General features: G+C 52.3%; 14 protein-coding genes. 9 read left to right on the plus strand and 5 right to left on the minus strand.

What is annotated here, in order from left to right; translation table 11 throughout:
* Positions 1-87: 87 nt before the first annotated feature.
* The 5 genes from pspE to pspA form a co-directional block, all read right to left on the minus strand.
* Positions 88-390: a thiosulfate sulfurtransferase PspE gene (gene pspE, locus AAIG39_RS07325; RefSeq protein ID WP_343193534.1), complete on the minus strand. Its 303-nt coding sequence runs from the start codon at positions 388-390 to the stop codon at positions 88-90.
* Positions 391-481: 91 nt separating this feature from the next.
* On the minus strand, positions 482-700 hold the full coding sequence (gene pspD, locus AAIG39_RS07330) for a phage shock protein PspD (protein WP_090084544.1): 219 nt from the start codon (positions 698-700) through the stop codon (positions 482-484).
* Positions 701-717: 17 nt separating this feature from the next.
* Positions 718-1,077 carry an envelope stress response membrane protein PspC gene (gene pspC, locus AAIG39_RS07335; protein ID WP_343193535.1) on the minus strand — a complete coding sequence of 120 codons (360 nt, stop codon included), beginning with the start codon at positions 1,075-1,077 and terminating at the stop codon, positions 718-720.
* Positions 1,077-1,301: an envelope stress response membrane protein PspB gene (gene pspB, locus AAIG39_RS07340; RefSeq protein WP_039076954.1), complete on the minus strand. Its 225-nt coding sequence runs from the start codon at positions 1,299-1,301 to the stop codon at positions 1,077-1,079. Before pspB ends, pspC begins: the two co-directional genes overlap by 1 nt.
* A gap of 67 nt (positions 1,302-1,368) precedes the next feature.
* Entirely contained in the window at positions 1,369-2,037 is a 669-nt protein-coding gene (gene pspA / locus AAIG39_RS07345) for a phage shock protein PspA (protein ID WP_343193536.1), read from the minus strand.
* A 166-nt stretch (positions 2,038-2,203) separates the two neighbouring features.
* On the opposite strand from pspA, the gene pspF reads away from it, so the two are divergent.
* The 9 genes from pspF (at position 2,204) to AAIG39_RS07390 (ending at position 13,694) form a co-directional block, all read left to right on the plus strand.
* The gene (gene pspF / locus AAIG39_RS07350) at positions 2,204-3,184 is read left to right on the plus strand and encodes a phage shock protein operon transcriptional activator (RefSeq protein ID WP_343193537.1); all 981 of its coding nucleotides are present in this window, start codon (positions 2,204-2,206) and stop codon (positions 3,182-3,184) included.
* 98 nt (positions 3,185-3,282) lie between these two features.
* Positions 3,283-4,926, plus strand: coding sequence for an ABC transporter substrate-binding protein SapA (gene sapA, locus AAIG39_RS07355; RefSeq protein WP_343193538.1), 1,644 nt, complete (start codon positions 3,283-3,285; stop codon positions 4,924-4,926).
* Positions 4,923-5,888: a putrescine export ABC transporter permease SapB gene (gene sapB / locus AAIG39_RS07360; protein ID WP_090084550.1), complete on the plus strand. Its 966-nt coding sequence runs from the start codon at positions 4,923-4,925 to the stop codon at positions 5,886-5,888. Before sapA ends, sapB begins: the two co-directional genes overlap by 4 nt.
* Positions 5,875-6,765, plus strand: a complete 891-nt coding sequence (gene sapC, locus AAIG39_RS07365) for a putrescine export ABC transporter permease SapC (protein ID WP_090084552.1) — start codon at positions 5,875-5,877, stop codon at positions 6,763-6,765. Before sapB ends, sapC begins: the two co-directional genes overlap by 14 nt.
* The gene (gene sapD, locus AAIG39_RS07370; protein WP_090084553.1) at positions 6,765-7,757 is read left to right on the plus strand and encodes a putrescine export ABC transporter ATP-binding protein SapD; all 993 of its coding nucleotides are present in this window, start codon (positions 6,765-6,767) and stop codon (positions 7,755-7,757) included. The genes sapC and sapD overlap by 1 nt, the downstream gene beginning before the upstream one ends.
* Position 7,758: 1 nt before the next feature.
* Complete coding sequence (gene sapF / locus AAIG39_RS07375; RefSeq protein ID WP_039076947.1) at positions 7,759-8,565, plus strand: putrescine export ABC transporter ATP-binding protein SapF; 807 nt, start codon at positions 7,759-7,761, stop codon at positions 8,563-8,565.
* An 857-nt stretch (positions 8,566-9,422) separates the two neighbouring features.
* Positions 9,423-10,211: an enoyl-ACP reductase FabI gene (gene fabI / locus AAIG39_RS07380; protein ID WP_039076945.1), complete on the plus strand. Its 789-nt coding sequence runs from the start codon at positions 9,423-9,425 to the stop codon at positions 10,209-10,211.
* Between the two features lie 251 nt (positions 10,212-10,462).
* Positions 10,463-11,620, plus strand: a complete 1,158-nt coding sequence (locus AAIG39_RS07385) for a CMD domain-containing protein (RefSeq protein WP_343193539.1) — start codon at positions 10,463-10,465, stop codon at positions 11,618-11,620.
* Positions 11,621-11,759: 139 nt separating this feature from the next.
* On the plus strand, positions 11,760-13,694 hold the full coding sequence (locus AAIG39_RS07390) for an exoribonuclease II (protein WP_090084557.1): 1,935 nt from the start codon (positions 11,760-11,762) through the stop codon (positions 13,692-13,694).
* Positions 13,695-13,775: the final 81 nt, after the last annotated feature.

A 13,775-nucleotide genomic window follows, 5' to 3' on the forward strand; every position in this document is an offset into this window, starting at 1 on the left:
GAAAATTTATTCACAGGATATATGAGATGAGGTGCATTTCGGCAGATATCAACGGTAGCGAGGCGAATGCCCCGCCGCCAGGAGATATTATTCAGAGGTAACGACAGGCTTTTTCAGACCGGCAATGCCGCCCATATTGATGACATTCTGATAACCCATTTGCTGTAATGCATCCTGTGCCAGTGTCGCCTGCCGCCCGGAATTGCAGTACAGGTAAAGGATGTCCTCTTTTGCCAGTGGCGGAAAGGTCCCGGCCTGAATATCGCGAAGCGGTATATTCAGAGCCCCCTGAATATGTTCACACTGATATTGTTCCGGGATCCGTACATCAATCCACTTCTGCGCAGTAATAGCCGGTGTGCTGGTGGCGATACGCGTTTGTTTTAACATCCGTCCTTCCTTTGGTTTTGTTAAATCCTTCGCCAACTATACGCGCGGGCATATTGCGGTTGTAGTACTGTTATCGCATTCTGCGCATGGATTACTTCATAAAACGCTTCGAAAATCTGCTCGCCGCGCGATTCAGTAATGGTTCAAGCGCAAAAGCCAGCAACAATTTTACCGGACGTCGCGCCACCGATTTCACCGCCCAGCCTGCAACCCCCGCCGGGCCAAAGCGCAGCGCGGCCAGCAGGACAACTTTCCCGGCGATTTTCATCCCCGGTTTAACTTTCTGTGTAGCCTGTCGCCACGTTGCCATTGCCTGATACCTCTTTATTAAAGCTGTCGGAAACGGCTGCGCAGAGAGAACGTGTCGGAGGTGACATAACGTTCCATCTGACGCAGACGGTGTTCACCGGCTTCCAGTTCCGCGTCCACAGCATCCAGAAGCTGGCTGCTGGAGGGTGCGTTTTCGGCATCCACTGCGCTCTCCGGCATCGGTTCAAGGAAGAAAGTCATGACGATGTAGACCACCACCACCGGGAAAAACAGCCCGAACAGCATGGCCAGCACCGTTATCAGACGGATCAACTTCACCGGAACATCCAGATAGTGCGCAACGCCGGCACATACCCCTTTCACCATGCCTTGCTGCGGGATACGCCATAATTTCTTATTGCTGTTTAAACCTGCCATCAGCGATCTCTCCAGTTCGGATGCTCTGCATCAAGAATGTCTTCCAGCGCCTGAATACGTTCACGCATTCGCCGGGCGTCGTCGGTCAGTTGCACCAGCCGTTGCTGCTCACTTTGCGGTAGTTCACCGCGTGAGGTACGGTTGTTGTAGTGCAGCCATAACCAGACCGGCAAAATAAACAGCACGAATAATGTCAGGGGAATGGCCAGAAAAAGCGCGCTCATGTGTACTCCTTACAGGTGATAATGGGGCGACATCTCCGGATGCCGCCTGCAATGTCTCGCAAAAATATTATTGATTATCCTGTTTCATTTTTGCTTTCAGCTGCGCCAGTTGTTCGCTGATTTCGTCGTCCGCTTTCAGTTCAGAGAACTGCTGATCCAGCGTCTTGTGTTTCCCAAAACCATGACTTTCCGCTTCGGCTTCCATCTGGTCAATTCGACGTTCGAAAGACTCAAAACGGGCCATCGCTTCATCAATTTTGCCGCTATCAAGCTGGCGACGCACATCGCGGGACGAACTCGCCGCCTGGTGACGTAAAGAGAGCGCCTGCTGGCGTGCGCGTGTTTCACTGAGTTTACTTTCCAGCTCGCCAATCTCTTTTTTCATCCTGGCGAGGGTTTCATCAACCTGCACCACTTCCTGCTCCAGCGTGTCGATAAGCGCCGTCACTTTCTGCTTCTCGATCAGCGCCGCACGAGCCAAATCGTCTTTATCTTTACGCAATGCCAGCTCAGCTTTTTCCTGCCATTCAACCTGTTGCGCGGTCGCGTGCTCGACGCGACGTACGAGCTGTTTTTTCTCCGCCAGCGCACGGGCTGAGGTTGAACGCACTTCGACCAGCGTGTCTTCCATTTCCTGGATCATCAGACGCACCAGCTTTTGCGGATCTTCTGCACGCTCAAGCAGCGAGTTGATGTTGGCATTCACGATGTCGGCAAAACGAGAAAAAATACCCATAATCTGTTCCTCTTGATTTCTGTAATCGGGCCTTGCCCTGCTCTCTGCTATTACAATCTTCGTGCCAATTTTTTAATTATATGATTTTAAAGGAAAGACGTTATTTTACCGCTGCGTATTTTTAGTCTACAGTGGTGAATAACACTAACAAGTGGCGAAATTCATCATGGCTGAACAAAGAGACAATCTGCTGGGCGAGTCCAACAGCTTTATCGAGGTGCTGGAACAGGTTTCGCGTCTGGCTCCGCTCGATAAACCCGTGCTTATTATCGGTGAACGCGGTACAGGGAAAGAGTTAATCGCCAATCGTCTTCACTATCTGTCGAGCCGCTGGCAAGGGCCGTTTATCTCCCTCAACTGTGCCGCCCTTAATGAAAATCTGCTTGATACCGAGCTGTTTGGGCATGAAGCGGGCGCATTCACCGGTGCGCAAAAACGCCATCCCGGCCGTTTTGAGCGTGCCGATGGCGGCACCCTGTTTCTTGATGAGCTGGCCACCGCTCCGATGCTGGTACAGGAGAAACTGCTGCGTGTGATTGAATACGGGGAACTGGAGCGCGTCGGCGGCAGCCAGCCTCTGCAGGTGAATGTACGCCTGGTCTGTGCCACCAATGCCAACCTGCCGGAAATGGTTTACAAAGGTACTTTCCGCGCCGATTTGCTGGACCGTCTGGCGTTTGATGTGGTGCAACTTCCCCCATTGCGCCAGCGCCAGAGCGATATCATGCTGATGGCCGACCATTTCGCTATACAAATGTGCCGCGAACTCAAACTGCCGCTGTTTGCCGGTTTTACCGACCGCGCGCGTGAAACACTGATGCGCTACAGCTGGCCGGGGAATATTCGCGAACTAAAAAACGTGGTCGAACGCTCGGTATATCGACACGGAACGAGTGACACGCCGCTCGATGAGATCATTATCGACCCCTTTAACAGTGGGATGCCGACCGTTGACCCGCTTGTTCCACAGTCAGACGCCCTGCCGACGCTGCCTGTCGATTTACGCCAGTTCCAGCACCAGCAGGAACGCGAACTGCTGTTAAACAGCTTACAGCAGGCAAAATTTAACCAGAAACGAGCGGCAGAGCTGTTGGGTTTGACCTACCACCAGCTGCGCGCACTACTGAAAAAGCACCAGATAAGCTGAAATCGCTGACAATAACAGCAGTCGTTATCAGACATTTGTACGAAGCTATGGCAAGTGCGATACACTTTGCTCATGAATCTAAAATCGTTGAATAAAACATGCGTCTGCTCCCCCCTTTCCTGCTAATCACCGCGAGCCTGTGGGCCGGTATTGCGCAGTCTGCTTCACCGCAGACGGCGACTGCCGATATTCGCGATAATGGCTTCGTCTATTGTGTTAACGGACAGGTAAGCACGTTTAATCCACAAAAAGCGGGCAGCGGTCTGATTGTCGATACGCTGGCTGCACAACTTTATGACCGCCTGCTGGATGTTGATCCCTATACCTACCGTCTGGTGCCCGAACTGGCGGAAAGCTGGGAAGTCATGGATAACGGTGCGACTTATCGTTTTCACCTGCGTGATGGTGTTGCCTTCCAGACGACGCAGTGGTTCAAACCCAAACGTAATTTCAACGCAGACGATGTCGTTTTTACCTTTCAGCGCATTTTTGATCGCGACAATCCATGGCATAACGTTAACGGCAGCAGCTTCCCTTATTTCGACAGTCTGCAATTCGCGGATTCTGTACAGAGCGTACGCAAACTGGATAACCACACCGTTGAGTTTCGCCTGCGCCAGCCAGACGCCTCCTTCTTATGGCATCTGGCGACCCACTATGCCTCGGTTATGTCTGCCGAGTATGCTGCGATGCTGGCAAAATCAGACCGCCAGGAACTTCTCGACCGTCAGCCCGTCGGTACCGGGCCATTCCAGTTAGCCGAATACCGCGCCGGGCAGTATGTCAGGTTACAACGTCACGCACACTTCTGGCGCGGTACACCGCTGATGCCACAAGTGGTGGTAGATCTCGGTTCCGGTGGCACTGGTCGACTCTCAAAATTATTGACCGGTGAGTGCGATGTACTGGCCTGGCCCGCAGCGAGTCAGCTAACGATATTACGCGACGACCCGCGGCTGCGCCTGACCCTGCGTCCGGGGATGAATATCGCCTATCTCGCGTTTAATACTGACAAAGCGCCGCTGAATAATCCGGAGGTTCGTCACGCGCTCGCACTGTCCATAAACAATCAGCGGCTGATGCAGTCCATCTATTACGGCACCGCTGAAACGGCGGCATCGATTTTACCTCGCGCCTCCTGGGCCTATGACAGCGAGGCCAAAGTCACTGAATACGATCCCGATAAGGCGAGAACACGCCTCAAAGAGCTCGGGCTGGAGAACCTGACGCTACATTTATGGGTGCCAACAACGTCGCAGGCCTGGAACCCCAGCCCGCTCAAAACGGCAGAACTGATCCAGGCAGACATGGCGCAGATTGGTGTCAAAGTCATCATTGTTCCAGTGGAAGGACGTTTTCAGGAAGCGCGCCTGATGGACATGAATCATGATCTCACCCTCTCCGGCTGGGCAACCGACAGCAATGATCCGGACAGCTTCTTTCGTCCGCTATTGAGCTGTGCGGCTATCGATTCCCAAACCAATTTCGCCCACTGGTGTAACCGCGAATTTGACAGCGTATTGCAAAAGGCACTGGCATCACAGCAACTTGCCTCGCGCATCGATGCATATGATGAGGCGCAAAAAATTCTGGCACAGGAGCTGCCGGTGCTGCCGCTCGCTTCATCACTTCGTCTGCAGGCTTATCGTTACGATATTAAAGGGCTGGTGTTGAGTCCGTTCGGCAGCGCCTCGTTTGCCGGAGTGACGCGGGAAAAAGAAGAAGAGGTGAAAAAACCATGATTATTTTTACCTTACGCCGCCTGTTACTTCTGCTGGTGACGCTGTTTCTGCTGACATTTGTCGGTTTTAGTTTGAGCTATTTCACGCCACATGCGCCCCTGCAGGGGGCATCGCTGTGGAACGCATGGGTGTTCTGGTTTAACGGGCTGCTGCACTGGGACTTCGGTGTGTCGAGCATTAATGGTCAGTTGATTTCTGAGCAGTTGAAAGAGGTATTCCCTGCGACCATGGAGCTGTGTATTTTCGCCTTTGGCTTTGCTTTGCTGGTGGGCATACCCATAGGCATGATGGCGGGCATCATGCGCAATAAATGGCAGGATAAACTGATAAGCGCTATCGCCCTGCTCGGTTTCTCCATTCCGGTATTCTGGCTGGCGCTGCTGCTAACTCTTTTCTTCTCCCTGACCCTGGGCTGGCTACCGGTTTCTGGCCGCTTTGATCTGCTTTACGAAGTGAAGCCTGTCACCGGGTTCGCCATTATTGATGCGTGGCTTTCTGATTCGCCATGGCGCGACGAGATGATAGTCAGCGCCATCCGTCATATGGTGTTGCCGGTGCTGACGCTGGCGGTAGCCCCAACCACCGAAGTCATACGCCTGATGCGTATCAGCACCATCGAAGTCTTCGACAAAAACTATATTAAGGCCGCAGCCACGCGTGGTATGTCGCGCCTGACCATTTTACGCCGCCACGTTCTGCATAATGCTCTGCCCCCGGTCATTCCACGCCTGGGTCTGCAATTTTCGACCATGCTGACGCTGGCGATGATCACCGAAATGGTGTTCAGTTGGCCTGGCCTTGGGCGCTGGGTCATCAACGCAATCCGCCAACAAGATTATGCGGCAATTTCTGCCGGGGTAATGGTGATAGGCTCACTGGTTATCATCGTGAACGTGCTTTCTGACATTCTGGGCGCACTGGCGAACCCGTTGAAACATAAGGAATGGTATGCCTTACGATAGTGTCTATAGCGAAAAGCGCCCGCCCAGTACTTTGCTGACCGCATGGCGAAAATTCTATGGCGACACTCCCGCTATGATTGGCCTCTACGGCTGTGCGGCTCTGGCGGTGTTATGCGTGTTCGGTAGCTGGTTCGCGCCTTATGGCATTGATCAGCAGTTTTTAGGCTACCAGTTGTTGCCGCCATCCTGGTCGCGCTATGGCGAGGTCTCTTTCTTTCTTGGCACCGACGATTTGGGTCGCGATGTGTTAAGCCGTTTACTCAGCGGCGCGGCCCCAACGGTCGGAGGTGCGTTTGTGGTGACGCTCGCCGCCACGCTCGTCGGGCTGGCTCTGGGTGTATTTGCCGGGGCGACCCATGGTCTGCGCTCGGCGGTACTGAACCATATTCTCGATACCCTGCTCTCAATTCCGTCACTGCTGTTAGCGATAATTGTGGTGGCCTTCGCCGGGCCGCACCTTTCTCATGCGATGTTTGCCGTCTGGCTGGCGCTTCTGCCGCGCATGGTGAGGTCAGTTTATAGCCTGGTGCATGATGAACTGGAGAAAGAGTACGTTATTGCCGCCCGTCTTGATGGCGCCTCTACGCTGAATATTCTGTGGTTTGCCGTGCTGCCAAATATGACCTCAGGGCTGGTCACTGAAATTACCCGTTCGCTGTCAATGGCAATTCTCGATATCGCTGCCCTGGGCTTCCTCGATTTAGGTGCGCAGCTCCCCTCGCCGGAATGGGGCGCCATGCTTGGTGACGCACTGGAACTCATTTATGTCGCCCCCTGGACAGTGATGCTGCCGGGTGCTGCAATTATGTTGAGTGTTCTTTTAGTCAATCTGCTGGGCGATGGTATTCGCCGGGCAATTAATGCGGGGGTGGAATAATGCCACTGCTGGATATCCGCAATCTGACCATTGAAGTGAAGACCGGTGAAGACTGGGTTAAAGCCGTTGATCGGGTTAGCCTGACGCTGGCCGAAGGGGAAATCCGCGGTCTGGTGGGGGAATCTGGTTCCGGTAAGAGTCTTATCGCCAAAGCCATTTGCGGTGTGACGAAAGAGAACTGGCGTGTTACTGCCGACCGTATGCGTTTTGATGATATCGATCTTATGCGGCTTTCGTCACGCGAGCGTCGCAAGCTGCTGGGCCATAACGTCTCCATGATTTTTCAGGAGCCTCAGTCGTGTCTCGACCCGTCAGAACGTATTGGCAAACAGTTAATGCAAAACATCCCCGGCTGGACGTGGAAAGGTGGCTTTTTCCGTCGTTTTGGCTGGCGCAAACAGCGCGCTATCGAGCTGCTTCACCGGGTGGGTATTAAAGATCATAAAGATGCGATGCGCAGTTTCCCCTATGAACTGACCGAAGGGGAATGCCAGAAAGTCATGATCGCTATCGCACTGGCTAATCAACCGCGCCTGCTGATTGCCGATGAGCCGACAAACGCAATGGAGCCAACAACTCAGGCGCAAATTTTCCGTCTGTTAACCCGACTGAACCAGAACAACAACACTACCATTTTGTTAATCAGTCATGACTTGCAGATGCTGAGCAAATGGGCCGACCGTATTAACGTGATGTACTGCGGTCAAACTGTGGAGACCGCACCAAGCGAAGAACTGGTGACGACACCCCATCACCCCTATACTCAGGCGCTGATTCGTGCGATACCTGATTTTGGTAGCGCCATGCCGCATAAAAGCCGCCTGAATACCATGCCAGGTGCTATTCCGCTGCTCGAACACCTGCCGATTGGCTGTCGCCTTGGACCACGCTGCCCCTATGCCCAGCGCAAATGTGTAGAAAGACCGCGTCTGAGTGGTGCGAAAAACCATCTCTATGCCTGTCATTTCCCGTTAAATATGGAGAGAGAGTGAGATGGTTGAAACGCTGCTCGAAGTGCGCAATCTGAGCAAGACTTTCCGCTATCGTACCGGCTGGTTTCGCCCGCAAACCGTCGAAGCGGTGAAGTCGCTGAGTTTTACTCTGCGTGAGAAGCAAACGCTGGCGATTATTGGCGAGAACGGCTCCGGTAAATCGACCCTGGCGAAGATGCTGGCAGGTATGGTTGAACCCTCCACCGGAGAGTTACTGATTGACGATCATCCTTTGCATTACGGCGACTATTCTTTTCGTAGCCAACGCATCCGCATGATATTTCAGGATCCGTCGACCTCATTAAACCCACGTCAACGCATCTCGCAGATCCTTGATTTTCCGCTGCGTCTGAATACAGACCTTGAGCCGGAGGCGCGGCAAAAACGTATCTATGAAACGTTGCGCATGGTAGGCCTGTTACCCGATCACGCCAGCTACTACCCGTATATGTTCGCGCCAGGGCAGAAGCAACGCCTGGGACTTGCTCGCGCGCTGATATTACGTCCGAAAGTCATCATTGCGGACGAAGCGCTGGCATCGCTGGACATGTCGATGCGTTCGCAACTCATTAATCTGATGCTGGAATTACAGGAAAAACAGGGCATTTCATATATTTATGTGACTCAGCATATCGGTATGATGAAGCATATCAGCGATCAAGTTCTGGTGATGCACCAGGGTGAAGTGGTTGAACGTGGTAGTACCGCGAGCGTACTGGCCTCGCCGCTGCATGATCTGACTAAGCGTTTGATTGCCGGTCATTTTGGTGAGGCATTAACCGCCGATGCCTGGCGGCAGGATCGCTGATAACTCTGTTTATGCTTTGCGCACCTGGCAAATAGCACCGTGATAGCTCTTCATGTGACGTCATGGGTTAGTTGCCAGGTTCTCTGACGGATCGTTTGCTGGCCCTGGTTGTACATGACGGGTGGAATGAATATCAAAGATTGTCATTCTATCCTGCCCTCTTGCGAAGGTATTACTTGATAAAGGATAAATATTTAAGTTCTGCCCAACGGCTCATGCGAGCCAAAAAAATGGCTTTTGTATTTATATAAAAAATAAACAATGTGATTTACGTGCAAATATAGCAATCAATAATTATTACTGGTATTGCCTTTATGCTTGTAAGTATGATTGCCCTTTTTAGGGAAGCCGTTGATGCCTGACTTTTACCGGGTACAGGCCTCGCAGCCAGCCTCATCCGCTTTTCAGTCACATCAGATATAATAATATTACATGTAAGGCCGTTGATTACCGGAGAATGTCGTTACGTCTACGACACACATATTTTCCTGAAGATATTTTGTTTTCCGCGGTAAAAGTTTCACAGAAATAGAGTGGCTAATAAATTAAAGATGAGATGTCTGCTGAAAATAATGCACTTTTTGAAAAGCTATATGACTAAACATCACGCAGAACCCTCATTTCCCGCTGGTTGGATGACCCGAAATGACAGACTAGTGATATACTTTTGCGGTATCGAACTGTTTATGATTCAGTCTGAAACAAATTCCCGGCGCGGTCTCCTGTCACGGAAAAAACGTGACACCAGCAGCGGCTGCTGGGATAATTCGATTTCGTTTTGATTTATGTTGAAATGGCAATCATAACCTGTTGATTGTTAAAGTAAATAAAAGCAATGACTATAAGGATTAAAAGCTATGGGTTTTCTTACCGGTAAGCGCATTCTGGTAACGGGTGTTGCCAGCAAACTTTCCATCGCCTACGGTATCGCGCAAGCTATGCATCGCGAAGGCGCTGAACTGGCGTTCACTTATCAGAACGACAAACTGAAAGGCCGTGTGGAAGAGTTTGCCGCTCAACTGGGTTCCAGCATCGTACTGCCTTGTGACGTTGCGGAAGATGCCAGCATCGAAGCCCTGTTCAGCGAACTGGTTAAAGTATGGCCGAAATTTGACGGTTTCGTTCACTCCATCGGTTTTGCGCCGGGCGACCAGCTGGACGGCGACTACGTTAATGCCGTAACCCGCGATGGCTTCAAAATCGCACATGACATCAGCTCCTACAGCTTTGTGGCACTCGCTAAATCCTGCCGCGAAATGCTGAACCCGGGCTCCGCGCTGCTGACCCTGTCCTATCTGGGCGCAGAACGTGCTATTCCTAACTACAACGTTATGGGTCTGGCTAAAGCCTCTCTGGAAGCGAACGTTCGTTACATGGCGAACGCGATGGGTCCGGAAGGTGTTCGTGTTAACGGCATCTCTGCTGGTCCGATCCGCACGCTGGCTGCGTCTGGTATCAAAGATTTCCGTAAAATGCTGTCTCACTGCGAAGCGGTTACTCCGATTCGCCGTACCGTTACCATTGAAGATGTGGGTAACACGGCTGCCTTCCTGTGTTCTGACCTGTCTGCAGGTATTTCCGGTGAAGTTGTTCACGTTGATGGCGGTTTCAACATCGCAGCAATGAATGAGCTGGAACTGAAATAATCTCTCGCGCCCCCTGTCTCAGGGGGCGAATTTCATTACCCTTTATCTCCTTTTGTTCCTTATCTTCTTTAGCCTGCCCACCTACTCTGCGGTCCGCACGCTGTAACGTTTTATATATCTTTCTGATATTTATTATCACGTAACATTCTTTCATCCCTTTCACCGCTTACGCCAGGATAAAACAGCGAAAAAGATCCGCGTACCAGCATAACGACGAGTCCGGATCGCCACTTTCAGACCAAGGAACGACCATGGAACAACGCCGTGTTTCCGGCAAAAGCCACTGGTATCATGAAACCCAGTCGAGCGCCCGTCAGGCTCAGGTGCTACCCTTAGTTCCCGAAGCGGCTACAGTTGACGACCCGTTTCTGTTAAATCTCACCCTGCCGGATTGGTTAACTCAGTTGTGCAGCAGCTGGCTGACGCCGGCGCGAACACTGTATAAAATCCTCTTTCCTCAGCGCGTGACGATCAACCGACTGCACACTTTCAGCGCCTATGACCGCCTGAGTACAGCATTGACTGTCGCTCAGGTATACGGCGTGCAGCGCTTGTGTAATCACTATGCCGCCCGTCTGGCTCCCCTTCCCGGCCCCGACTCGTCTCGAGAGAGCAATCGCCGTCTGGCACAAATCACGCAATATGCCCGCCAGCTTGCGTTGTCACCTGGTGTTATCAACGCCCGCGCCCGCCATCAACTTGATGAAGTGGGGTTAACAGAATATGACATTATCCTGATGGGCCAGATTATCGGTTTCATTAGTTTTCAGGCGCGTGCCATCGCTACCTTTCAGGCGCTACAAGGGCAGCCCGTGCGTTTGATCCCCGGCATGGAGATGCAGCAAGAGGCAGAACAGACCTTGTTTGTCGGGACGCAAACCCAGTGGACGCCAGGGATTGCACCGGTCGATTTACGCACTGCCAGCTCGCGTCAGATGGAATCCCTTGCCAACTGGCAGCCATTGCCTGCTTTTCAGCTTCTCGCACCCGTACTGGCACATGAGTACCCTTCGCTTGATGCGCTGGGAGAGATTTACAGCGGCGCGCAGCCAGCGCTGGTGGACGACGACATAAAGCAGCTGGTCACCCTCTACACCGCGCGAATTAACGGCAGCGTAAACTGCTTTAGCGAAACCTGGCAAGGCTGGAGCGGCGATGAAGATCTTGCCGAAGCGGTACGCATTGGTGATCGGGTACTCAAATGCCCTGGGCAAACACGAAGTAAAGAAGGAGCCATTGCGCAAGCGGTCCAGATGCTAACCTGCGCGCCCGATCGTTTCAGTCCGGCACATTTCGCACAGTTGAAGGACAACGGAATCAACGAAACATCAGCCGTCGAATTACTTATCTGGTGTGCATTGTGCGGCTGGTTAAACCGTCTGAAAATTGCCTTTGGTGATATCACCTGATTCTGGTACAAGCGCCCTGGTTCAGCGTGTGGCTTTATGCTGATTCAGGGACAGGCATTTTGCTGAAACAGCGCTTGCTGCAACAGGCAGATTCGCGTAAAACTGTCAGCCGCTCTTTCAGCCACGAAAATACAAAATTATGTTTCAGGACAACCCGCTGCTAGCGCAGCTAAAACAGCAACTTCATTCCCAAACACCCCGTGCGGAAGGTGTCGTTAAAGCCACGGAAAAGGGCTTTGGTTTCCTCGAAGTCGATGCGCAAAAAAGCTACTTTATTCCGCCGCCACAGATGAAAAAAGTGATGCACGGCGATCGTATTGTCGCTGTGATCCATACCGAAAAGGAACGCGAATCCGCTGAACCGGAAGAGTTGGTTGAGCCGTTTCTGAGCCGTTTTGTTGGCCGGGTACAGAAGAAGGATGATCGTCTTTCTATCGTGCCTGACCACCCGTTGATTAAAGATGTTATCCCTTGCCGCGCTGAGCGTGGCGTGACGCACGATTTCAAAGACGGTGACTGGGCAGTTGCTGAAATGCGCCGTCACCCGCTCAAAGGTGACCGCAGCTTTTATGCTGAGCTGACACAGTTCATCACCTTTGGCGATGACCATTTTGTGCCATGGTGGGTCACTCTGGCGCGACACAATCTTGAAAAAGAAGCGCCAGACGGCGTATCGACCAGCATGCTGGATGAAGGTCTTGAACGTATCGATTTAACCGCGCTGGATTTTGTCACCATCGACAGCGCCAGTACCGAAGATATGGATGACGCGCTGTACGTTACTGAGACTGCCGATGGCAAACTGCAACTGACCGTTGCGATTGCCGATCCAACCGCGTGGATCGCAGAAGGCAGCAAGCTGGACAATATCGCGAAAGTGCGTGCCTTTACCAATTACCTGCCGGGCTTCAACATTCCGATGCTGCCGCGTGAACTGTCTGATGACTTGTGTTCACTGCGCGCCAATGAAGTTCGCCCGGTGCTGGCTTGCCGCATGACCTTAGATGCGCAAGGCGCTATCGAAGACAATATCGAGTTCTTTGCGGCGACCATTACATCGAAAGCCAAACTGGTATATGACGAGGTTTCCGACTGGCTGGAAAACAGTGGCAGCTGGCAGCCGCAGAACGAGGCTATTGCCACACAAATTCGTCTGCTGCATCGCGTATGCCAGGCGCGTTCTCAATGGCGCCAGACCCATGCGCTGGTATTCAAAGACCGTCCTGATTATCGTTTTATTCTTGGTGAAAAAGGCGAAGTACTGGATATCGTTGCCGAACCGCGTCGAATCGCGAATCGTATCGTGGAAGAGTCAATGATTGCCGCCAATATCTGTGCTGCCCGCGTGCTGCGCGACAAGCTTGGTTTTGGTATTTACAACGTGCATATGGGCTTTGATCCGGCAAATAGCGAACAGCTTGCCGCACTGTTGAAAGGCCACGGTATGCATGTGGATGCGGAAGAAGTGCTGACACTGGATGGCTTCTGTAAACTGCGTCGTGAACTGGATGCGCAGCCTTCTGGTTTTCTCGACAGTCGCATTCGCCGTTTTCAGTCTTTTGCGGAAATCAGCGTCGATCCGGGCCCGCATTTCGGTCTGGGCCTCGAAGCTTACGCCACCTGGACGTCCCCTATTCGTAAGTATGGCGATATGATTAACCATCGTCTGCTGAAAGCGGTAATCAAAGGTGAAACAGCAGAACGTCCACAGGCGGAAGCTACCGTGCAGATGGCTGAACGTCGTCGTCTGAACCGCATGGCGGAACGTGATGTCGGCGACTGGCTATATGCCCGCTTCCTGCAAAACAAAGCGGGTACCGAAGCCCGTTTTAGCGCTGAGATTATCGATATCAGCCGTGGCGGCATGCGTGTTCGTCTGGTAGATAACGGCGCCATTGCGTTTATCCCGGCGCCGTTCCTTCATGCGGTACGCGATGAATTAGTGTGCAGCCAGGAAACCGGGACTGTGCAAATTAAAGGCGAAACCGTTTATAAAGTGACAGACGTCATTGATGTCACTATTGCGGAAGTTCGTATGGAAACGCGGAGTATTATCGCGCGCCCAGCCGCCTGATAACTCAGGTTGTTTTGCTCCCTCAGATCTCCCGGGGGAGCAAAAATTTCTTTGTGAAAGCGATACCACCCTCATTTTTTT

The organism is Phytobacter palmae (assembly GCF_039409775.1).
GTDB classification, from domain to species: domain Bacteria; phylum Pseudomonadota; class Gammaproteobacteria; order Enterobacterales; family Enterobacteriaceae; genus Phytobacter; species Phytobacter palmae.

Bases quoted from the DNA above. Each gene is read 5' to 3' on its own strand.
- pspE (WP_343193534.1), bottom strand. From the start codon at position 390: ATGTTAAAACAAACGCGTATCGCCACCAGCACACCGGCTATTACTGCG.
- pspD (WP_090084544.1), bottom strand. From the start codon at position 700: ATGGCAACGTGGCGACAGGCTACACAGAAAGTTAAACCGGGGATGAAA.
- pspC (WP_343193535.1), bottom strand. From the start codon at position 1,077: ATGGCAGGTTTAAACAGCAATAAGAAATTATGGCGTATCCCGCAGCAA.
- pspB (WP_039076954.1), bottom strand. From the start codon at position 1,301: ATGAGCGCGCTTTTTCTGGCCATTCCCCTGACATTATTCGTGCTGTTT.
- pspA (WP_343193536.1), bottom strand. From the start codon at position 2,037: ATGGGTATTTTTTCTCGTTTTGCCGACATCGTGAATGCCAACATCAAC.
- pspF (WP_343193537.1), top strand. From the start codon at position 2,204: ATGGCTGAACAAAGAGACAATCTGCTGGGCGAGTCCAACAGCTTTATC.
- sapA (WP_343193538.1), top strand. From the start codon at position 3,283: ATGCGTCTGCTCCCCCCTTTCCTGCTAATCACCGCGAGCCTGTGGGCC.
- sapB (WP_090084550.1), top strand. From the start codon at position 4,923: ATGATTATTTTTACCTTACGCCGCCTGTTACTTCTGCTGGTGACGCTG.
- sapC (WP_090084552.1), top strand. From the start codon at position 5,875: ATGCCTTACGATAGTGTCTATAGCGAAAAGCGCCCGCCCAGTACTTTG.
- sapD (WP_090084553.1), top strand. From the start codon at position 6,765: ATGCCACTGCTGGATATCCGCAATCTGACCATTGAAGTGAAGACCGGT.
- sapF (WP_039076947.1), top strand. From the start codon at position 7,759: ATGGTTGAAACGCTGCTCGAAGTGCGCAATCTGAGCAAGACTTTCCGC.
- fabI (WP_039076945.1), top strand. From the start codon at position 9,423: ATGGGTTTTCTTACCGGTAAGCGCATTCTGGTAACGGGTGTTGCCAGC.
- AAIG39_RS07385 (WP_343193539.1), top strand. From the start codon at position 10,463: ATGGAACAACGCCGTGTTTCCGGCAAAAGCCACTGGTATCATGAAACC.
- AAIG39_RS07390 (WP_090084557.1), top strand. From the start codon at position 11,760: ATGTTTCAGGACAACCCGCTGCTAGCGCAGCTAAAACAGCAACTTCAT.